Origin of the sequence: Streptomyces sp. GbtcB7 (assembly GCF_019091445.1) — a bacterium.
GTDB classification, from domain to species: Bacteria; Actinomycetota; Actinomycetes; order Streptomycetales; family Streptomycetaceae; genus Streptomyces; species Streptomyces mirabilis.
Map to the genome: position 1 here is coordinate 34,931 of NZ_JAGXJM010000032.1, position 21,183 is coordinate 56,113.

Sequence of the window (21,183 nt, forward strand, 5' to 3'; positions counted from 1 at the left end):
CCATGACCACAGGTGGAGCCACCGCCTCCGGTGCGTACGGGAACGGGAATTCGGGCGGGTTCGGGGCTTCGGGACCGTACGGGGCTTCGGGGGATCCGGGGGCTCGTGGAGCTGCGGGGCCCGGATCGGCCGACTCCTCCGGCTCGGTCCCGGAGTCGGGGCGTGGGCGTCTGCGCAGCGGGTTCGGGCTGCTCGGGCCTCGGCACGGGCGGCACTCGCTGTCCGTGGAGCAGGTCGACTCGCTCGCGCTGCCCATCGGGGACGACGGGGTCGTCATCGGGGTGGACGCCGAGGGGCAGCCCGCCGTGCTGGGGCTCAACCGGCCGACGCCGTACGACGTCGTCCTGATCGGCGGCCTCTGGACCGCGCAGGTGCTCGCACTGAGAGCGGCGGCCACAGGGGCGCGCGTGGCCGTGGAGACGGGGCGCGCGCCGGCCTGGATGCAGATGGTGCACGCCATGGGCGGCGGGCAGAACGGCATGAGCGTGCACGACGTGGGGCGGGTTCCGCCGCAGGGCTCCTCGGCCGGCAACCCGGTGCTGGTGGTGCGCGATTGCGGGATGCGGCCGCCGCGCGGGCGCGTGGTCTCCGGCCCCTGGCAGTCGGTACTGACGCTGTTGCCGTATCTCAGCCCGGTGGCCCCCCGGTTGCTGCGGCAGGCGCGACTCGTTGGCGTACAGCGGGTCTCACCGGACGAAGCCGCCGAAATAGGGCGGGCATTGGCGCTGCCCCGAGGCGATGTGGACTCACTGCCCACGCTCGCCGACGGGGTCACGCTCTGGTGCGCCGACCGCGACCGCCAGTACGTGATGACTCAGCCCACGGACGCCGAGACCGGATTGTTCGGTACGCCGCGCAGGATGGACTGACCGAGCGCCCCCGAGCGTCGCCGCCTCAACATCGGTCCGCAATTGGACCTTTGGGAACGATTTCCCCCTTGTCGTGCCCGGTTCGTTCACCACGATTGCCCGGTTTGTCGACTCCCTTGATGCGTGCGTACTCCGCTTCTGGGCAAGGTGTGACGGAGCGGACCCGTGCGGAGGGGCGGACGGGCCTGCCGTCGTGGCGCTCGTGGTGATTAGGCTGGGACCGGGCGCGACCCGTATCCCTCGACCCACCCGTCGACGGACCCGCCCGCGCTTCGCACGAAGAGACGCGAAGACAGACGCGAAGCGAACGGTCGCGTCAGCACGGCATTGAGGGTGCTTGACCACACCAGGAGGAATTGTGAACAGCGATCGGGACGGGATCCGCGGGGGCTGGGCCACACCCGGCGATGACCAGTCCGACGCGGAGTCCGCCGTCGAGGCGACGGGCGAGTTCACCATCGACTACGCGCCGCCCGCCTGGTACACGCAGAACGCGTCGGGCCATTCGGCCCAGGCCTCGCCGACCCCACCTCCCCCGGCTCCTCCCGCGCCGTCCACTCCGCCGGTGTCGTTCGACCCGGCCGCACCGGTTCCTCCGGCCGCGCACGTTCCGCCGACGGCACCGGTGCCTCCGGCCGTGCCCGCGTCCGGACCACAGCCCGCCTGGACGCCGCCGACCGTACCGGCCGACGAGGCGGGTCTCGGGAACGGTGACATCGAGAGCGGCGCGACCATGCGGTTCTCCGCCGCCGCGCTCAAGCGTGAGTTCGCGGAGCGGGAGGCCGCGGCCCGAGCCGCCGAGGAAACGTCCGCAGGCCCGACCGGGGACGCCGCTGTCGCCGAGGGCGCGCCGGTCGGTGACGGACCGGACGGCGAGGACACGACCGGCGGTGACTTCGAGCTGAGCGCGCCCGCCGTGCCGGCCGGGGAGCAGCAGTCCGCCGAGGCCTCCGGTGAGGTCGCGGCAGGCGGGGAAGCGCCCTCGCCGGCGGAAGGCGCGAACGCGGGCACGAGCGAGCACGACGGCACCGGCGCCGCCGCTGCGGGCGACGGCTCCGACAACAGCCCCGTGGGCGACGGCTCCGACGCCGCCTACTCCGCCGCGGGACACGGGCAGGAGCCCACGGACGTCGGAGCCGACCTGACGGACCCGACCGGTGGTGAAGACGGCCCGCACGGTGAGGTCGAGTCATCTCAGGTTCCGGCCGACGCGGGCGACGACGACTCCGAGGGCGCCGAAGCCGCGGCCGCTGGTGGCCTCAAGGAACCCGCGGGTGCCTCTGACGGCGACGTCGAGGGGGCCGAGGGGGCCACTGACACGGAGGGCGAGCCGCCCGCTGCCGCCGCGACGGCGGAGACCGCGGCTCAGGACTCCGCTCCCGAGGCCCCCGTCTCCCAGGACGCGGCGGCGCACGAAGCCGATGACTTCGACGACTGGCCCCAGCACATCGCGCCGGACACCTCGCCGGACGCCGGGACCGACGTACCGCAGGCCGCGCAGACGGCCGCACCCGCCTGGGCTCCCCCACCGATGCCGCAGAGCGGACTGCCGCCGCTGCCGCCCGCCTACCAGCCCGCAGCCCCGGCCCCGGCGGCCCAGTGGCCCTCCCCCCAGCCGGTCGTGCCACCGCAGCCCGGGCCCCCTCAGCAGCCGCAGCCGACGGCCGCGCAGGGACAGGCACCCGTCCCGCCGCAGCCCTCGGCCGCGCAGGGACAGCCGACCGTCCCGCCGCAGCCGACCGCCGCGCAGGGACAGCCGCCCCTGCCGCCCCAGCAGGGTGGCTACGGCTTCCCCCATCAGCAGCCTCAGCAGCAGCCCCACCCGGGACCGCCGCCCGCCCAGCCGACGGCCCAGCCGACGGTCCCGCCGCAACAGCCGGTTGCCCAGCCGCAGCCGCCGTTCCAGCCGCAGGCTCCGCAGCCCGCGCCCGCCGCCTGGCATCCGCAGGGCACGCCGCCCGCGCCGGGCCCCGTGGCCCCTCCGGTCGCCGACGCTCCCGTACCCGCGCCCCCCGCGCCGCAGGACGGTTACGGCTTCCCGCATCCCGGGATTCCGGCTCCCGCCGCGCCCAACCCCCCGGCCCCGCCGACCGGTTACGGGTTCCCGCAGCCGAGCGCCCCCGTCCCGCCCCAGCCGGGACCGCAGCAGAGCGGCTACGGATTCCCCCAGACGGGCGCGCCCGCTCCCCAGCCGACCCCACCGCAGGCCACCGCGCCACAGACCGGCGCACCGCAGGCCAACCAGCCCCAGCCCCCCGCACCGCAGGCCCCCGGCCCGCAGTCGGGCTACGGCTTCCCCCAGCCCCCGGCTCCGAACGCGCCCCAGGAGGGTGGCTACGGCTTCCCGCAGCAGCCCCATCCGGGACCGCAGCCAGAAGCGCAGCAGGCGCAGCCCCAGCCGCCGGTGGACCCCCGTACCGGAGCCGCCTGGCCGCAGCCCATCCAGCACGACCAGCGTCAGCCCACCAACCCGGCCGCCGCCCCGCTCGGGTACACGGCCGCGGTGGAGTTGTCCTCCGACCGGCTGCTCAACAACAAGAAGCAGAAGGCCAAGAGCGGTCGCCCCTCCGGCGGCTCCTCGCGGTTCAAGCTCGGCGGGAAGAAGGAAGAGGCCGAGCGGCAGCGGAAGTTGGAGCTGATCCGGACGCCGGTGCTGTCGTGCTACCGGATCGCCGTCATCAGCCTCAAGGGCGGTGTCGGCAAGACGACGACCACGACCGCGCTCGGCTCCACGCTGGCCACCGAGCGACAGGACAAGATCCTGGCGATCGACGCCAACCCGGACGCGGGCACGCTCGGGCGCCGGGTGCGCCGCGAGACCGGGGCCACCATCCGCGACCTCGTGCAGGCGATCCCGTACCTGAACTCGTACATGGACATCCGGCGGTTCACCTCGCAGGCCGCCTCCGGTCTGGAGATCATCGCCAACGACGTCGACCCGGCCGTCTCCACGACCTTCAACGACGAGGACTACCGGCGCGCGATCGACGTGCTGGGCAAGCAGTACCCGATCATCCTGACCGACTCGGGCACCGGTCTGCTGTACAGCGCCATGCGCGGGGTGCTCGACCTCGCCGACCAGCTCATCATCATCTCCACGCCGTCCGTCGACGGTGCCAGCAGTGCCAGTACGACGCTGGACTGGCTGTCGGCGCACGGGTACGCGGATCTGGTCTCGCGGTCCCTCACCGTCATCTCCGGGGTGCGCGAGACCGGCAAGACGATCAAGGTGGAGGACATCGTCAGCCACTTCGAGACGCGCTGCCGCGGTGTCGTGGTCGTGCCGTTCGACGAGCATCTGGCCGCGGGCGCCGAGGTCGACCTCGACATGATGCGGCCCAAGGTGCGGGAGGCGTACTTCAACCTGTCCGCGATGGTCGCCGAGGACATCGTGCGGCACCAGCAGTCGCACGGGCTGTGGACGAACGACGGCAACCCGCCGCCGGTGGCCGCCCCGCCGATGCCGGGTCAGTACCCCTACCCGCAGGGCCAAGGCGCGCCAGGAGCACCGATGCCGGGGCAGCAGCCCCACCCTCAGCAGCCGGGCCAGCCGTACGCGGGGCCACCGCAGCCCGGCCAGCCCTATCCGGGGCCTCCCCAGCCTTCGCAGCCGGGCCAGCAGTTCCACCCGGGCCAGCCCGGTCAGCCGGGCCAGATGGGTCAGCCGGGCCAGCCCTATCCGCCGTACCAGGGCCAGCCCCCTCAGACCCCTCCCCCGCCCGCACCCCCACAGCAGTAACCGGACATCGAAGCCGGACGTCGACAACCGGACATCAGTAGCCCGATCGGGCCCTTCAGGGGCACCGTTTCTCGCCGAGGCCCGCGCCCTTCCTCCAGGGTGCGGGCCTTCGCGTGTCCCGGCAGGAAACAGGGCGTCACCCCCTGGCCAGGAGGGCTTCACCGGTCTGAACCAATGAGCGAAAAATCCGCGCCAACTCGTTATTTCCGCAGGCCACACGGGGTTCGCGCGCCGTTGACGCGCCGAGACCGCCGCTGATAGACACACACATCAATCCCGCCGGCGTCCCCCGATCACCCTGATCCAGTAGGTCAACCAGCCATCCCTGTGCGAGCGATGACGCGAGGTCACCGACCCATGAACAGACACGATCAGCCCAACAGAGGACGTCTGCGCCCCCGGCTCCTCGCCGCCGCAGCCGCCGCCGCGCTCACCCTCACCGCCGGTCTCGCGACCCCGCTCAACCCGGCCCCGCAACAGGCCCAGGCCAAGGGGAGCAAGCAGGCCAAGGAGAGCAAGAAGGTCCTCACCGTCGCGGTCGCGCAGAGCGTCGACTCACTGAGCCCGTTCCTGGCCTCGCGCCTGCTCAGTACGAGCATCCACCGGCTCATGTACGAGTACCTGACCAACTACGACCCCGCGGACAACCACACCGTCCCGGGCCTTGCCACCAAGTGGGAGCCGTCCGCCGACAAGCTCACCTGGACCTACACGATCCGCTCGAACTCCAAGTGGTCGGACGGCCGGCAGGCCACCGCCGCGGACGCGGCGTGGACGTTCAACAAGATGATGACGGACCAGGGCGCGGCCACCGCCAACGGCAGTTTCGTCACCAACTTCAAGAAGGTCACCGCCCCGAGCCCCACCCAGCTCGTCATCGAGCTGAAGAAGCCGCAGGCCACGATGGGCGCGCTCGATGTGCCGATCGTCCCCCAGCACATCTGGGAGAAGGTCAAGGACTTCTCGAAGTTCAACAACGACCAGAGCTTCCCGATCGTCGGCAACGGGCCGTTCGTCCTGACCGACTACAAGGCCGACAGCTATGTGCGGCTGAAGCCGAACAAGACCTTCTGGCGCGGCGCCCCCAAGTTCGACGAGCTGGTCTTCAAGTACTTCAAGGACCAGGACGCCGCGGTGGCCGCCCTGCGCAAGGGCGAGGTCTCCTTCGTCGCGGGCTCCCCCGCGCTGACCCCCGCCCAGGCGGCGTCCCTCAAGGGCGACCCGAACATCAAGGTCAACGACGCTCCGGGCCGTCGCTTCTACGCCCTCGCCACCAACCCCGGCGCCCAGGCCAAGGACGGCAAGCACTTCGGTGACGGCGCCGAGTCGCTGCTGAACCAGAAGGTGCGCCAGGCGCTCTTCATGGCGATCGACCGCAAGACCCTCATCGACAAGGTCTTCCAGGGCCACGCCGTCGAGGGCGAGGGATACATCCCGCCGCGCTTCTCCACGTACCACTGGAAGCCGTCGGCGAGCCAGGAGCTCGCGTACGACCCGGCGAAGGCGGCCCAGCTCCTCGACGCGGCGGGCTACAAGAAGAACGCCGACGGCAAGCGTGTCGAGAAGAACGGCAAGCCGATCGACTACCGGATCCTCTGTCACGCCACCGACCCGAACGACAAGGCGGTCGGGCAGTACGTGAAGGAGTGGTTCGGCAAGCTCGGCATCGGCGTCACTCTCAACTGCCTCGACAACGTGACCGACCCCTGGCTGGCCGGCAAGTACGACCTGGCCTTCGACGGCTGGTCCGTCAACCCGGACCCGGACTTCGTGCTGTCCATCCACACCTGCGGGGCACTGCCCGCCACTGCCAAGGACACGGGCGCGACGGACAACTTCATCTGCGACAAGAAGTACGACGAGCTGTACGACCAGCAGCTCGCCGAGTACGACACCGCCAAGCGGGCGGACATCGTCAAACAGATGGAGTCACGGCTCTACGACACCGGGTACATGAACGTCATGGCGTACCCGAACGCGGTCGAGGCCTACCGCACCGACCAGATCAAGTCGATCGAGACGATGCCCAAGGCCGCGGGCAACATCTACGGCCAGGACGGTTACTGGAGCTGGTGGTCGGCGGTTCCGGCCGACGCCTCCGGTGCGTCCTCCGACGGATCGAGCTCGACGGGCGTCATCATCGGCATCGTCGCGGGCGTCGTCGTTCTCGTGGGCGTCGGGGCGTTCTTCACGATGCGACGCCGCGCCACGGCCGAGGACCGCGAGTAGACCTCCCCGTCCGCCGTCCCCGTCGCCCGACCCCCACGGGGACCCCATGAACGTACGAGCGAATGAGTAGTTCATGACCGCTGAGGCAACACCCTCGCTGGTCGAGGCGACCGACGGTCCGGCCCAGGCCGGGCCGTCGGTCCGCGGGCCACGGGCGCACACCACCACCGCGTATCTGAGGTATGTGGCGGGCAAGTTGGGCGGCGCGGCCGTCTCGCTGCTGGCCGTCCTCGTCACCAGCTTCTTCCTCTTCCGGCTCATCCCCGGCGATCCGGTGAAGTACATGACGGGCGGCCGTCAGGTCTCCGCCGGGCAACTCACGCACTACCGCGAGGAGTTCGGGCTCGACCTGCCGCTGTGGCAGCAGTTCACCGACTACTGCGGCAAGGCCCTCACCGGCGACCTGGGCACCTCGTACCAGTTCCGGGCCCCCGTCATCGACAAGATCTCCGAAGCGCTGCCGAACACCCTCCTGCTCACCGGCACGGCGTTCGTCCTGTACACCGCGCTCGGCATCTTCCTCGGCACCCGCTCCGCCTGGCGCAGCGGCGGCACGAGTGACCGCCTCAACACCGGTCTGGCCCTGACGCTGTACTCCATCCCGTCCTTCTGGCTCGGTCTGCTGCTCATCATCGTCTTCTCGGTGGGCATGGGGCCGATCCCGGGCCTGTTCCCGACCGGCGGCATGGAGTCGGGGGGCAAGGAGGGCTTCGCGTACGTCCTCGATGTCGCCCACCATCTGATCCTGCCGGTGGTGACACTGGTCGCCGTCGAGTACGGGCAGACCCTGCTGGTCACGCGCTCGGCGCTGCTCGACGAGATGGGCAGCGACTATCTGACGACGGCGCGCGCGAAGGGCCTTCGGGACGATCTCGTCCGCCGTCGGCATGCCGTGCCGAACGCGCTGCTGCCGACCGTCACCCTCATCTTCATCAACCTCGGCCGGACGGTCGCGGGAGTGATCCTCGTCGAGACCGTCTTCTCCTGGCCGGGCCTGGGCGGGCTCTTCTACCAGGCGCTGAGCGTGCCCGATCTGCCACTGGTCCAGGGGCTGTTCTTCGTCTTCGCCTCGGCGGTGATCGTGATGAACACCCTGGCCGATCTGATCTATCCGCTGCTGGACCCACGGGTGGGCCGATGACAACCGAATCCACGGCGGCCGAGAACGCCGCCGCGAGCACGCCGACGGGCCCGCGCACCCTCGCCCGGCAGCGCCGCCGCCACTCCGCCGTCCGCTTCTGGCGGCAGTACCGCACCCACCGGGCGGGTGTCTTCGGACTGGCCGCCCTCTCCCTCTTCGCGCTGATCGCCCTGACCGCCCCGCTGACCGTCGGCTCCGACGTGCAGAGCGTGACCGACGCGCCGGGCGGCCCGATGGAGAGCCCCAGCGCCCGATTCCCGCTCGGCACCGACCAGTTCGGGCGCAATCTGCTCGGGCTCGTGGTGTGGGGTGCCCGGGTCTCGCTGCTCGTCGGGCTGCTCGCGGCCGTGCTCTCCGTCGCGATCGGCGCGCTCATCGGGATCACCGCGGGCCACTTCCGCGGCTGGTACGCGACCGTGATCATGCGGATCACGGACTGGTTCCTGGTGATGCCGACGCTGGTGCTCGCGATCGCGCTGATGACCGTGATGTCGCGTTCGATCGGCACGATCATCCTGGCGATCGGCGTCACCACCTGGCCGACGACGGCCCGTCTGGTGCGGGCGCAGACCCTCGCCGTGGAGTCGCGGCCCTACATCGAGCGGGCGAAGGCGCTCGGGGGCGGGCACTGGCACATCATGTCCCGGCACGTGCTGCCCAATGTGATGCCGCTGGTGCTGGCACAGACCACCCTGATCATCTCCTCCGCGATCCTCGCCGAGGCGACCCTCGCCTTCCTCGGCCTCGGCGATCCGACGGTCGTGTCCTGGGGCGGGCTGCTCCAGGACGCGCGGGAGGCGGGCGCGGTCAGCGCCGGCAAGTGGTGGTACCTGGTGCCGCCGGGCGTCGCGATCGCGGTGGTGGCGCTGGCGTTCACGCTGTGCGGACGCGCGGTCGAGTCGGTCCTCAACCCCAAGCTGGGGGTGACCCGATGAGCACTCCGGCGAAGCGGCGTCTGCTGGAGGTCAGGAACCTCGAGGTGACGTACGCGGGCGGGGCGGCCGCCGTGCGCGGCGTGGACCTCTCCCTCGACGCGGGCCAGAAGCTCGGTATCGCGGGCGAGTCCGGCTGCGGCAAGTCCACGCTGGCGCTCGCGCTGCTGCGGCTGCTGCCCACGGGCACCCGTACGAGCGGGGAGATCCTGCTCGACGGCGAGGACGTGCTGACGATGAAGTGGGGGCGGGTGCGGGCGGTCCGCTGGGCGGGCGCCTCGATCGTCTTCCAGGGCGCGATGCACTCCCTCAACGCCGTGCACCGCATCGGCGACCAGATCGCCGAGCCGATCCTGCTCCACAAGAAGGCGACCCCCGCGGGCGCGAAGAAGAAGACCGGCGAGCTGCTGGAGCACGTGGGTCTGCCCGCCGCCCGCGCGAACGCCTACCCGCACGAGCTGTCCGGCGGGCAGCGCCAACGCGTCATGATCGCCATGGCCCTGGCCTGCGACCCCCGGCTCGTCATCGCCGACGAACCGACCACGGCCCTCGACGTGATGATCCAGGCCCAGATCCTGCGCCTGATCGAACAGCTCGTCGCCGAGCAGGAGTTGGGCCTGATCATGATCAGCCACGACCTCGCCGTGCTCGCCGACACCTGCGACCGGCTCGCGGTGATGTACGCGGGCCGTGTCGTCGAGGAGGGCCCGGCCCGGCAGGTGTACGAGGCGGCCCGGCACCCGTACGGCAAGGCGCTGTCGGCGGCGTTCCCGCGCATCGGCGACGCCGCCTCGCGGTTCGCGCCGCGCGGACTGCCGGGCGATCCACCGGACCCGTCGGCGCTGCCGTCCGGCTGTACGTTCCACCCCCGCTGTGCGGTGGCACTGGACAGCTGCGCCACCGAGGACCAGGCACTGCGGGAGGCGGGTGCGGGGCGGTGGGCCGCCTGTGTGCACGCCGGCGCGACCGTCCACGAGCCGGGCACCCCGGCGGAAGAAGCCAGGAGCAGCGCCCCATGACCACCACCCCTGTGACCTCGCCCCCCGTGACCGCGGCTCCCCTGCTCCGGGCCGAGGGCCTGCACATCGCCTTCCCCGGACGTCACGGCGCCGCCCGCGCACGTGCCGTCGACGGGGTCGACCTCGACATCCGCCCCGGCGAGATCGTCGCCCTGGTCGGCGAGTCCGGCTGCGGCAAGACGACACTGGCCCGCTCCCTGCTCGGTCTGGTCCCGCCGACCGACGGCCGCGTCACCTTCGACGGGGCGCCGCTCGACTACTCCGCACGCGCCCTCAAGGCCTACCGCAAGCGCGTCCAGCTGGTCCTGCAGGATCCCAGCGGCTCGCTCAACCCCCGGCACACGGTGTACGACGCGGTGGCCGAGGGGCTACGCATCCACAGGTACGGCGGCGACGAGCGGGCGGCGGTCGCCGAAGCCCTCTCCCGGGCCGGTCTGCGCCCGCCGGAGCGCTTCTTCCTGCGCTACCCGCACGAGCTGTCCGGCGGCCAGCGCCAGCGCGTCGTCATCGCGGGCGCGCTGGTCCTGGAGCCCGAACTCATCGTCGCCGACGAGCCGGTGGCCTCCCTCGACGCGTCGGTACGCGGCGAGATCCTCGCCCTGCTCCTGCGGCTGCGCACCGAACTCGGCCTGTCCGCCCTGGTGGTGACCCACGATCTTGGGCTGGCGTGGAACATCGCCGACCGGGTCGCGGTGATGTACCTGGGCCGGATCGTGGAGACCGGCGAGGTGGAGCAGGTCCTGACCGCACCCCGGCATCCGTACACCCAGGCCCTGTTGTCCGTCCTCCCGGAGGCCCCGGGCGACCCCGTGGTCCTCACCGGCGAACCCCCGGACCCCTCCCGCATCCCCGCCGGCTGCCGCTTCCACGCGCGCTGCCAGATCCTGGCGAGCGGAGAGGCCGAACGGGCGGGCGTCGCGGACGCGTGCCGGGGCGAGGACCTGGAGGTACTGAACGGCGGCGGCGAGGCACAGGTGGCGTGCCACTGGGCACGGCTCGGTACGTGAAGCGGGCGGCGTGGGGACGGACGCTCAGTACGTGAAAAGGGGCGCCCGGTGCCTTTGAGAGCACCGGCGCCCCTGTGCCGTACGACGAGTCACTCCCCGTCGTAGGCCTCGATCAGCTCGCGCGAGCGCTTCACATCGTCGGCGATGGCTTCCAGCAGCGCCTCGATGGAGTCGAACTTGGCCATGCCGCGGACGTAGGCGAGGAAGTCGACGGCGACGTGCAGGCCGTACAGGTCGAGGCCGACGCGGTCGATGGCGTACGCCTCCACCGTGCGCTCGGTGCCGTCGAACTGCGGGTTGGTGCCGACGGAGATCGCGGCGGGCATCGCCTCACCCTCGACGTGCAGCCAGCCGGCGTAGACGCCGTCGGCGGGGATCGCGGTGTGCGGGAGGGTCTCGACGTTGGCGGTGGGGAAGCCGAGCTCGCGGCCGCGCTGGGCGCCGCGGACGACGATCCCCTCGACGCGGTGCGGGCGGCCCAGGATCTCGCGCGCGCCCTCCACATCGCCCTCGGCGACCAGCCGCCGGGTCAGGGTCGAGGAGAACGGCTGGCCGCCCCCGGCGGAACCGCTCACGTACAGCTCCACCACCTCGACGTCGAAGTCGTACGTCTCGCCCTGCTCGCGCAGGAAGTCGACATTGCCGGCCGCCTTGTGGCCGAAACGGAAGTTCGGGCCCTCGACGACGGCCTTGGCGTGCAGCTTGTCGACGAGGACCTTGGCCACGAAGTCGGCGGGCGACAGCTTCGAGAACTCGGTGGTGAAGGGGAGGATGAGCAGCGCGTCCACACCCAGATCGGCGCACAGCTCCGCGCGGCGGTGGTGCGGGGCGAGCAGCGGGGGGTGGCTGCCGGGGCGCACGACCTCGCTCGGGTGCGGGTCGAAGGTCACCACGACGGAGGGAACGCCCAGCTCACGGGCGCGTTCCACGGCATGCTTGATGATCAGCTGGTGTCCGCGGTGCACCCCGTCGTAGGAACCGATGGTGACGACGCTGCGCCCCCAGTCCTCGGGGATGTCCTCCAAGCCACGCCAGCGCTGCACTGTGACCGCTCCTTGTCGAACCCGTGTCCGTCATTGCCTCATTCGCAGCTCTAAGGGTGCCATGCCGAGTGCGCTCGGTTCGCATCGGCATCGGGGTGTGACGCATCGCGCACGGTTCAGGCCGGAACCCGTGGCCCGGCGAGGTTCTCGATCACGCGGCGGGTGCTCGGGCCGACCACCCCGGCCCACTCGTCGGGGGAGCTGGTCAGCCAGCGCGCCACCAGGGTCGCGAAGCCGGGAACCCGACGGGCCAGCTCGACCAGACCGCGGTCGAATCCGGTGGCTCCGGCCGGGGTGCGGACGAGGAGCAGGCCCGTGCGGTGCACCAGCTCCCGGGTGGGTTCCTCGCCCCTGCGGGCCGCGCCGTCCGCGGCGGCCCGCAGCAGGGTGTCGAGAACGGCCGGGTCCTGCTCGTGCGCGAGCAGCAGGTCCAGCAGCTCGCGCCGCAACGGGCCGCAGTCCCGGCTGCCCGGCGCCGCCAGGACGGCCGCGAGGGCCGCCCGCACCGGAGCCGGGCAGCCGACCAGCAGACCGGTGACCAGCGGGAAGAGGACGGATCGCGCCGCGGAACCGTGTTCGAGGCGCCGGTCGACATACGCGGCCACGTGCGCGGCGGCCTCGGGGCACAGTTCCACCACTTCCCTGACCAGCACGCCGACGCGGCGGGCGAGCGCTGGCGTGGTGACGTCGGCGAGCGTGCGCAGCGCCTCCGAGGTGTCCGCGCCCGGCCGTCGCAGCCGGACCCGGAAGGCTTCGAGCACCGGGTCGGGATGCGTGTTCAGGGCCGCGACCAGCGCACTGGCGGCCAGCTGCGGATCGCCCGCGGCGAAGCGCTCCAGCGCCTGCGGCAGGTACCGGGCCCGCGTCCACGGGTCCCGTACGAGCAGGCCGAGCGCGGCGCCGTGCAGCGTGCGGTCGGCGGGGCGGGCCAGCAGGGTCAGCGCCGCGTAGCGCAGCAGCTCGCGGTCGGCCTCGGTGCGCACATGCGGCGCGGCGCGCAGCCCGTAGGCCATCGCCGCCACCCGCCGGGCCGGACGCTCGTCATGCGCCCACCGGTCCACCGCCCGGCACACGGCCGAGGGTTCCTCCTCGGCGAGCGCGGCCAACAGCTCGTCCCCGCGCCGGTGCGCGCGGTCGACCAGGGCCTCCGTGAGGTCGTCCAGGGCGCGCCGCCGGTGCGCGTACAACAGGGCCTGCGCGGCGGTCGCCACGGTCGCGTGGGGCGTCGCGGGCAATGGCCGGTCGTCGTCGAACCAGGGGATGAGGTGGGGCTGTACGGCCGTGGGGTCGGCGGCGAGGAGTCGGGCGACGGCGTCCAGGTAGCGCGGGGCCTCCGGGGGACGGCGGCGGTGGGCGCCGGAGGCGGTGCGGGACCCCTCGTCCGGGCTCGCCTGTCGCGGCGCCCCGTCCACCACGACCAGGCGCCTGAGCAGATCGAACCGCTCCGCCTCCGGCAACGGCAGTGCCTCCCAGAAGGAGGGCCCGAACTCCGCCGGCACACTCCGGCCTTCGGTCCGCCACGCCACGATCCGCTCGGCGAGCAGCCTCAGCACCCGGGTGTACGGGGTCGCGTCGGGCACGCGCACCAGCACGTCGGCGAGGAGGTGAGCGGCCCACCAGATGCTGTCCCCGGCCGGGGCATCGTCCCCGGTCGGGGCGGACTCCTCCGCCAGCCGCTCGTCGACGGCCTCGACGAGGTCTTCGAGGCGGCGGGCCAGCGCACCGGCGCCCTGGTGCCGGGCCAGCAGGAGGAGGGCCTGCACGACGGGGCCGATGCGGTGGCGCGGAACGGGCACGGAACGGCTCTGGGCGGATGGGGGTACGGGCGTCCGCTGGGCCGGTACCCGCTCGGTACGCCAGGCTTCGCCGCGCCGGTGGACCAGGGCCTGCAGGGCCGGGTCCAGGTCCAGGTGGGTGCCCTGGATCCAGTCGGCGAGCTCCTCGTGGGCGAATCGGTAGCCGCTCCCGGCGGGGACCAGGAGGCCCTCGGTGAGGACGGCGGAGGCCCAGCCGGAGATACGCCCCGGGCGGCCTCCCGGGGCGGGGCCCCAGGGGAAGACGGCCTCGAAGGACACGCGGTCCAGCCGGCCCTGGCCGGGCCCCAGACAGCGCCGCGCGGCCTCGTGCACCTGGCCGGAGACCTGGGCGGCGAGCCTTCGTACGGCCGTGCCGCGCAGCCCGTTCGCCGCCGCGAGCCGGACCGCGACGCGCAGGCACATCAGGTCCAGATGGGCGGCGAAGACCTCTTCCCGGTCGAGTGGCCGGGTCGGCGGGTCCGGCAGCGCGGCGCGCAGCTCCGCCAGCAGCCGCAGCGTCAGCGGATGCCCCGCGTCGGCGGCCACCAGCGCGTCCTCGGGGATCCCGGCCCGCGACCGCAGCCGCCGCGCCTCCTCCTCGGTCAGCTCGCCCAGCCGGACGCAGGGCGGAAGCGCCGGCTCCGGGTCGACGCCGGCCCGGTGCAGCGACTCCGCCGGGAACCGGGTCCCCGCCTGCTCCCAGTACTCGGCGCGGCAGGCGACGACGAGCCGCGCCCCGCTCGCCCGCAGCCACTCGGCCGTGCCCGCGGTCCACTCGGGCAGCCGGTGGGCGAGGTCGGGCGGCATCTCCTCCGGTCCGTCGAGCAGGAGCAGCAGTGGCCGTCCGCCGGCCCGTGCCAGCCGGGCCAGCCGGTCGGGACCGATGTCGCCGAGCTCTCCGTCGTACCCGCCGGGCGGCAGCACCCCCGGCTCCCGGTACGCCCCCTCCTCCGGGGCCGCCACGATCCGCCCCGCCCGCTCCAGCGCCCGGGTGGCCGCGTCGGCGACGGAGGTGTCCGTGGCGAGGAGGTCGGCGCCGCGCAGCCAGAGTGTGGGTGCCGGTTCGGTGCCCCAGGTGCGGCGGGCGGCGAGCGCCGCGAGCTCCGTCGTACGGCCGCTGCCGGGTGGGCCGACAAGTCCGAGGACGGCGGCCGGGCCGCTCTCGAAGGCCGCGAACTCCCGTACGACGGCGGCCCGTTCGACGGTGGCTGGCGCCGCTCCGTCGGTGCCCGGGGAGGTCGCGACTCCGGGGCCGTCCGAACCCACCGAGGTCGCCGTGAGTTCGAGTACGCCTGCCGGATTGAGATCGGCCCCGTACGCGGGGACGGTGGTGGCGTTGCGGTCGAGGAGTTCGGCGAGCGGACCCGTGACGCCGGGAGTGCGCAGGAGGACCGCGAAACCCGCGGCCCGGTGCTCGGTGTGCAGCGCGGTGCCGAGCACCCCGATCACCGCTCCGGTCGCGGCGTCGAGGACCGGTCCCCCGGCCGCCCCGCCGCCCAGCCGGAGCGCGTCCGCGCCGGCCGTGCCGATCGCCAACTCCAGTGCCTCGTCGAGGAGATGGAGGCGATCGGTCGCCGTGTACGTCACGGTGGTGCTGCCCAGCACCCGGGCCTCGCGCCAGCCGCCCGCGGGGATCCGGACATACGTGCCGGTCTCGACCCGCTCGCGCACGGTGACGGGGAGCGGGTCGAGGCCGAGGCCCTCGGTGCGTACGAGCGCCAGATCGGTTTCGGGGAGCGGGGTCACGGCGTCGGCGGTCACCACACAGCTGCGGTCGCCGGGCGCGTGCAGCACGAGGCGGGCCAGACCGTCGACGGCCTCGTGGCTGGTGATCACCGTGCCGTGGTGGTCGGCGACGAAACCCACGCCGCGCGGACGTCCGGCCAGGTCGCAGACGCGCACCAGAGTCTCGTCCCGCGCGCGGCGGACGTCGTCCGGTGTCTGCTCGTTCCCGGTCCGCGGGCCCCGTCCCGGCATGCTCGCACCTCCCCGCCGTGCTCTTTCCTCCGACGGTAGGCGCCAAATGATCAGCGGGACAGATCACGCGAGAAACGCGCCCCCTTCCGCTCCCTCGATTCACTCCGAGCGCCTGCCCGAAGGGGTGAATAGGGCAGGGCGGATGGATACACCCTTGGGTGGGGGAACCGAGGGGGGACCGTGGAGCGGCGGGCACGAAACCCCGTGACCGCCGCTCCACGGGCAGGCGCCCGAGCATGAACGGGCCTCAACCGCAGCCTTAGCCTCCGCCTCAGCCGAACACGGCGAGGCTCTTCGCCTTGCCCTTCTCTTCCTCCACCAGCGCGAGGAACCGGCCCTCGGCGTCGAAGACGGCCACCGCGCCGACCCCCGCGTACTCCTCGGGGATCTCCAGGCGTACGCCGTTGAGCAGCAGCCGGGCCCGCTTGGCGTCCACGTCCCAGCGCGGGAAGGCGGCCGCGGCGGCCTCGGCGATCGGCATCACGGTCAGCTCCTCCTGGAGCTGGTCGAGGGTGCGCGCGGAGTCGAGCTTGTACGGGCCGACGCGGGTGCGGCGCAGGGCGGTGAGGTGACCGCCGACGCCCAGGTCCGCGCCCAGGTCCCGGGCGAGCGCCCGGATGTACGTCCCGGACGAGCAGACCACGGAGACGACCAGGTCGAGCACCGGCGTGCCGTCCTCGGCCACGGCGTCCCGGATGTCGTACACCGCGAACGAGGAGACCGTCACCGGGCGGGCCGGGATCTCGAAGTCCTCGCCCTCGCGTGCCCGCTTGTACGAGCGCACGCCGTCGATCTTGATGGCGCTGACCTTGGACGGCACCTGCATGATCCGGCCGGTGAGCTTGGCGACCCCGGCGTCGATGGCCTCCCGGGTCACCCGAGAGGCGTCGGTGGACGAGGTGATGTCGCCCTCGGCGTCGTCCGTCAGCGTGTCCTGGCCGAGCCGGATGGTCCCCAGGTACTCCTTCTCGGTGAGCGCGAGGTGCCCGAGGAGCTTGGTCGCCTTCTCGACGCCGAGGACGAGCACGCCCGTCGCCATGGGGTCGAGGGTGCCGGCGTGTCCGACGCGGCGGGTCCTGGCGATCCCGCGCATCTTGGCGACCACGTCGTGCGAAGTGAAGCCCGACGGCTTGTCGACGATGACAAGCCCGTCGGGCGTCTTGGTCTTCTGCGTCATTCCGCGGCGTCGCCGTCCGTCTCGTCGTCCTCGCCCGGCTTCTTGTACGGGTCCGCGTCACCGGCGAAGGTGGCACCGGCCGAGACCTCGCGCACCTTCGCGTCCGAGGCCCGCGCCTTGTCGAGCAGGTCCTCGATCGTCTTGGCGGTGTCCGGCAGGGCGTCCGCGACGAAGGTCAGCGTCGGTGTGAACTTCACGCCCGCCGCCGCGCCGACCGCCGAGCGGAGCACTCCCTTGGCGCTCTCCAGGCCCGCGGCCGCGGCCGCGCGCTCCTCGTCGTCCCCGTAGACCGTGTAGAAGACGGTCGCCTCCCGGAGGTCCCCGGTGACCCGGGTGTCCGTGATGGTGACATGGGTGCCGAGGCGCGGGTCCTTGATCCCACGCTGCAGCTTCTGGGCCACCACCTCTCGGATGAGGTCCGCCAGCCTCTTGGCACGCGCGTTGTCGGCCACTGGTCCGTCTCCTTCTTCGCCTTGCTTGTTCCGTCAGTCTTCGTCTGTATGAAGTCTGCGCCGTACCGACAGCAGCTCCACCTCCGGTCGCGCCGCGACGAACCGCTCGCACCGGTCCAGTACGTCGGTGAGGTGCTCGGTGTCTCCGGAGACCACCGCCAGGCCGATCTCGGCCCTGCGATGAAGGTCCTGGTTGTCCGTCTCCGCCACGCTCACCGCGTACTTCCGCTGGAGTTCAGCGACGATCGGCCGGACGAGAGAGCGTTTCTCCTTGAGCGAGTGCACATCGCCGAGGAGCAGATCGAAGGACAGCGTCCCCACATACATGTGTAACCGGATGTCCCGCCGGTACGGGATAGATGGCCTGCCAATGCGCTTGGCAGGGACATCAGAACCGTACAACGAACCCCTGGCTCGCTCGACGGAGTTTCGCCCCCGCACCAGCGAGGGCCGTTCACACAGTTCCCCGCGTCCCTGAGAGGGGCGCGGGGAACTGCGCGATCTTCCAAACGGCAAGCTGGCCGACGGTGACTTCTCACCGTCGGCCAGCTCGAGCCACTGCTTACGCCCGCGGCTTCTCGCGCATCTCGTACGTCGCGATGACGTCGTCGACCTTGATGTCGTTGAAGTTTCCGAGGTTGATACCACCCTCGAAGCCTTCGCGGATCTCGGTGACGTCGTCCTTGAAGCGACGCAGCCCGGAGATGTTGAGGTTCTCCGCGATGACCTTGCCGTCGCGGACGAGTCGCGCCTTGGTGTTGCGCTTGACCTCGCCCGAGCGGACCAGGACACCGGCGATGTTGCCCAGCTTGGACGACTTGAAGACCTCGCGGATCTCCGCCGTGCCGAGCTCGACCTCCTCGTACTCCGGCTTGAGCATGCCCTTGAGGGCCGCCTCGATCTCCTCGATGGCCTGGTAGATCACCGAGTAGTACCGGACGTCGACGCCCTCGCGCTCCGCCATCTGCGCCGCGCGGCCCGCAGCGCGGACGTTGAAGCCGATGACGATGGCGTCGGAGCCGGTCGCCAGGTTGATGTCGGACTCGGTGACCGCACCCACACCGCGGTGCAGGACACGGATGTCGACCTCGTCGCCGACGTCGAGCTGGAGCAGCGAGGACTCGAGAGCCTCCACCGAACCGGACGCGTCGCCCTTGATGATGAGGTTGAGTTCCTGCACCAGACCGGCCTTGAGGGCCTCGTCCAGGTTCTCCAGGGAGAACCGGACACCCCGGCGGGCGAAGTTGGCGTTGCGCTCACGCGCCGCGCGCTTCTCGGCGATCTGACGCGCCGTGCGGTCCTCGTCGACAACCAGGAAGTTGTCGCCGGCGCCTGGGACGTTGGTGAGACCCAGGACCAGGACGGGGGTCGACGGACCCGCTTCCTCGACGTTGTTGCCGTTGTCGTCGAGCATCGCCCGGACACGGCCGTACGCGTCGCCGACCACCATCGTGTCGCCGATGCGCAGCGTGCCGCGCTGGACCAGGACCGTCGAGACGGCACCACGGCCACGGTCGAGGTGGGACTCGATCGCGATGCCCTGCGCGTCCTGCTCCGGGTTGGCCCGCAGGTCGAGCGAGGCGTCCGCGGTCAGGACCACGGCCTCCAGCAGCTGGTCGATGTTCAGACCCTGCTTGGCGGAGATGTCGACGAACATCGTGTCGCCGCCGTACTCCTCGGCCACCAGACCGAACTCGGTGAGCTGACCGCGCACCTTGACCGGGTCCGCGCCCTCGACGTCGATCTTGTTGACCGCGACCACGATCGGCACGTCGGCCGCCTTGGCGTGGTTCAGCGCCTCGATCGTCTGGGGCATCACACCGTCGTTGGCCGCCACCACGAGGATCGCGATGTCGGTCGACTTGGCACCACGGGCACGCATGGCGGTGAACGCCTCGTGACCCGGGGTGTCGATGAAGGTGATGCGACGCTCTTCTTCGTTGACCTCGGTCGTGACCTGGTACGCACCGATGTGCTGCGTGATACCGCCGGCCTCGCCCGCGACGACGTTCGTCTTGCGGATGGTGTCGAGCAGTCGGGTCTTACCGTGGTCGACGTGACCCATGACGGTCACGACCGGCGGACGCGCGACGAGGAACTCCTCGCCACCCTCGTCCTCGCCGAACTCGATGTCGAAGGACTCGAGCAGCTCGCGGTCCTCCTCCTCGGGGCTGACGATCTCGAGGACGAAGTTCATCTCGTCCGCGAGGAGCTTCAGCGTCTCGTCGGAGACGGACTGCGTGGCAGTGACCATCTCGCCGAGGTTCATCATCACGCCGACGAGCGACGCCGGGTTGGCGCCGATCTTCTCCGCGAAGTCGGTGAGGGACGCACCGCGCGACAGGCGGACGGACTGTCCGTTGCCGCGAGGCAGCATCACGCCGCCGACCGACGGGGCCTGCATGGCCTCGTACTCCTGGCGCCTCTGCCGCTTCGACTTGCGACCACGACGCGCCGGACCGCCGGGACGGCCGAACGCACCCTGCGTGCCACCACGGCCACCGGGACCACCCGGACGACCGCCGAAGCCGGGACGGCCACCGCCGCCACCGCCGGGACCACCGGGACGACCGGCGAAACCGCCGCCGCCACCGCCGGGACCGGCCGGACGACCGGCGAAACCGCCACCGCCGCCACCGGGACGACCGGCGAAGCCGCCGCCGCCCGGACGACCGCCGCCGCCACCGGGACCACCGGGACGACCGCCGCCGCCACCCGGACCGCGACCACCGGGGCCACCGCCGGGACGCGGACTGCCCGCAGCGGGACGCTGCGGCATCATGCCGGGGTTGGGACGGTTACCGGCGGGGCCACCGCCGGGACGCGGAGCGCCGCCCTGCGGACGAGGCATGCCGCCCGGAGTCGGACGGGCACCGCCCGGACCGCCCTGCGGGCGCGGAGCGCCGCCGGGACCGCCCTGGGGACGGGGACCACGGTCCTGACCCGCGCCCTGCGGACGCGGAGCGCCGCCGGGACGGTCGCCACCGGGACGCGGGGCACCGCCCGGACGGGGCGCCTGCGGGCGCGCCATGCCGGTGGAGCCACCAGAGGTGAACGGGTTGTTGCCCGGACGCGGGCCGGCCGGACGAGCGCCGGGACGCGGGGCCTGGCCGCCGAGACGCGGGGCGCCCTGACGGTCGCCGCGCTCGGGACGGTCGCCGCGACCCTGACCACCCTGGCCGGGACCACCGGCCGGACGGGCACCGCCGGGACGCGGAGCCTGGCCACTGGGACGCGGGGCGCCCGGACGGGGACCTGCGACGGGAGCCGCGGGAGCCGACGGGGGCGCGGTGAACTCGGCCGCGACCGGAGCCGGAGCCGCCGGAGCGGGCTTCGGGGCGGGCTTGGGACCCGGGGTCGGGCGCGGGCCCGCAGCAGCCGGGGTGACCGGAGCCGCAGGTGCTGCCGGAGTGACCGGAGCGGCGGCGGGGCGCTCGGCCACCGCCGGCTTCGGGGCCGGCGGGCGCGGGGCGGCCGGACGGGCAGCCTGCGCCGGAGAGGGGGCACCCGGCTTCGCCGGGGCAGCCTTACGTGCGGGGGCGGGCTTGCCGCCACCGCTGCCCTGCTGCAGGGCGTCAGTCAGTTTGCGTACAACGGGCGCCTCGATCGTCGAGGACGCCGAACGGACGAATTCACCGAGCTCTTGGAGCTTGGCCATGACGACCTTGCTCTCAACCCCGAACTCCTTGGCGAGTTCGTATACCCGGACCTTAGCCACTTCGCTCCTTTTAGGTCCGGGTTGCGTCCGGACCGTCGCTACTTCATGGGCGTACTCATCGCGTGCTCATCGAGTGCTCATCGC

General features: G+C 72.3%; 13 protein-coding genes. 7 read left to right on the forward strand and 6 right to left on the reverse strand.

Annotated features, from left to right (window positions below; translation table 11 throughout):
• The first annotated feature begins 2 nt into the window (after nt 1-2).
• The 7 genes from KVT44_RS40005 (at nt 3) to KVT44_RS40035 (ending at nt 10,936) form a co-directional block, all read left to right on the forward strand.
• Nucleotides 3-869: a hypothetical protein gene (locus tag KVT44_RS40005; protein WP_229889341.1), complete on the forward strand. Its 867-nt coding sequence runs from the start codon at nt 3-5 to the stop codon at nt 867-869.
• 358 nt (nt 870-1,227) lie between these two features.
• A complete protein-coding gene (locus tag KVT44_RS40010; protein WP_217572704.1) occupies nt 1,228-4,608 on the forward strand; it encodes an SCO5717 family growth-regulating ATPase in 3,381 nt (1,126 codons plus the stop codon).
• 357 nt (nt 4,609-4,965) lie between these two features.
• Entirely contained in the window at nt 4,966-6,837 is a 1,872-nt protein-coding gene (locus tag KVT44_RS40015; protein WP_217572706.1) for an ABC transporter substrate-binding protein, read from the forward strand.
• 73 nt (nt 6,838-6,910) lie between these two features.
• On the forward strand, nt 6,911-7,978 hold the full coding sequence (locus tag KVT44_RS40020; RefSeq protein ID WP_217572708.1) for an ABC transporter permease: 1,068 nt from the start codon (nt 6,911-6,913) through the stop codon (nt 7,976-7,978).
• Nucleotides 7,975-8,913, forward strand: a complete 939-nt coding sequence (locus KVT44_RS40025; RefSeq protein ID WP_217572710.1) for an ABC transporter permease — start codon at nt 7,975-7,977, stop codon at nt 8,911-8,913. The genes KVT44_RS40020 and KVT44_RS40025 overlap by 4 nt, the downstream gene beginning before the upstream one ends.
• On the forward strand, nt 8,910-9,929 hold the full coding sequence (locus tag KVT44_RS40030) for an ABC transporter ATP-binding protein (RefSeq protein ID WP_217572712.1): 1,020 nt from the start codon (nt 8,910-8,912) through the stop codon (nt 9,927-9,929). The genes KVT44_RS40025 and KVT44_RS40030 overlap by 4 nt, the downstream gene beginning before the upstream one ends.
• Complete coding sequence (locus KVT44_RS40035; protein ID WP_190172540.1) at nt 9,926-10,936, forward strand: ABC transporter ATP-binding protein; 1,011 nt, start codon at nt 9,926-9,928, stop codon at nt 10,934-10,936. The genes KVT44_RS40030 and KVT44_RS40035 overlap by 4 nt, the downstream gene beginning before the upstream one ends.
• Before the next feature lie 89 nt (nt 10,937-11,025).
• Here the strand turns inward: KVT44_RS40035 and KVT44_RS40040 are convergent, their stop codons facing one another.
• From KVT44_RS40040 to infB, 6 genes are all read right to left on the reverse strand, one after another.
• Complete coding sequence (locus KVT44_RS40040; RefSeq protein WP_217572714.1) at nt 11,026-11,979, reverse strand: bifunctional riboflavin kinase/FAD synthetase; 954 nt, start codon at nt 11,977-11,979, stop codon at nt 11,026-11,028.
• A 116-nt stretch (nt 11,980-12,095) separates the two neighbouring features.
• On the reverse strand, nt 12,096-15,752 hold the full coding sequence (locus tag KVT44_RS40045; RefSeq protein WP_217572717.1) for a serine protease: 3,657 nt from the start codon (nt 15,750-15,752) through the stop codon (nt 12,096-12,098).
• 271 nt (nt 15,753-16,023) lie between these two features.
• On the reverse strand, nt 16,024-16,929 hold the full coding sequence (gene truB / locus KVT44_RS40050) for a tRNA pseudouridine(55) synthase TruB (protein ID WP_054232826.1): 906 nt from the start codon (nt 16,927-16,929) through the stop codon (nt 16,024-16,026).
• Nucleotides 16,926-17,381, reverse strand: a complete 456-nt coding sequence (gene rbfA / locus KVT44_RS40055; protein WP_054232827.1) for a 30S ribosome-binding factor RbfA — start codon at nt 17,379-17,381, stop codon at nt 16,926-16,928. The genes truB and rbfA overlap by 4 nt, the downstream gene beginning before the upstream one ends.
• Nucleotides 17,382-17,414: 33 nt before the next feature.
• Nucleotides 17,415-17,708, reverse strand: a complete 294-nt coding sequence (locus KVT44_RS40060) for a DUF503 domain-containing protein (protein ID WP_099920380.1) — start codon at nt 17,706-17,708, stop codon at nt 17,415-17,417.
• A 235-nt stretch (nt 17,709-17,943) separates the two neighbouring features.
• Nucleotides 17,944-21,099 (reverse strand): translation initiation factor IF-2, encoded by a 3,156-nt coding sequence (gene infB, locus KVT44_RS60725; protein WP_217572719.1) that lies wholly within the window; start codon nt 21,097-21,099, stop codon nt 17,944-17,946.
• Nucleotides 21,100-21,183: the final 84 nt, after the last annotated feature.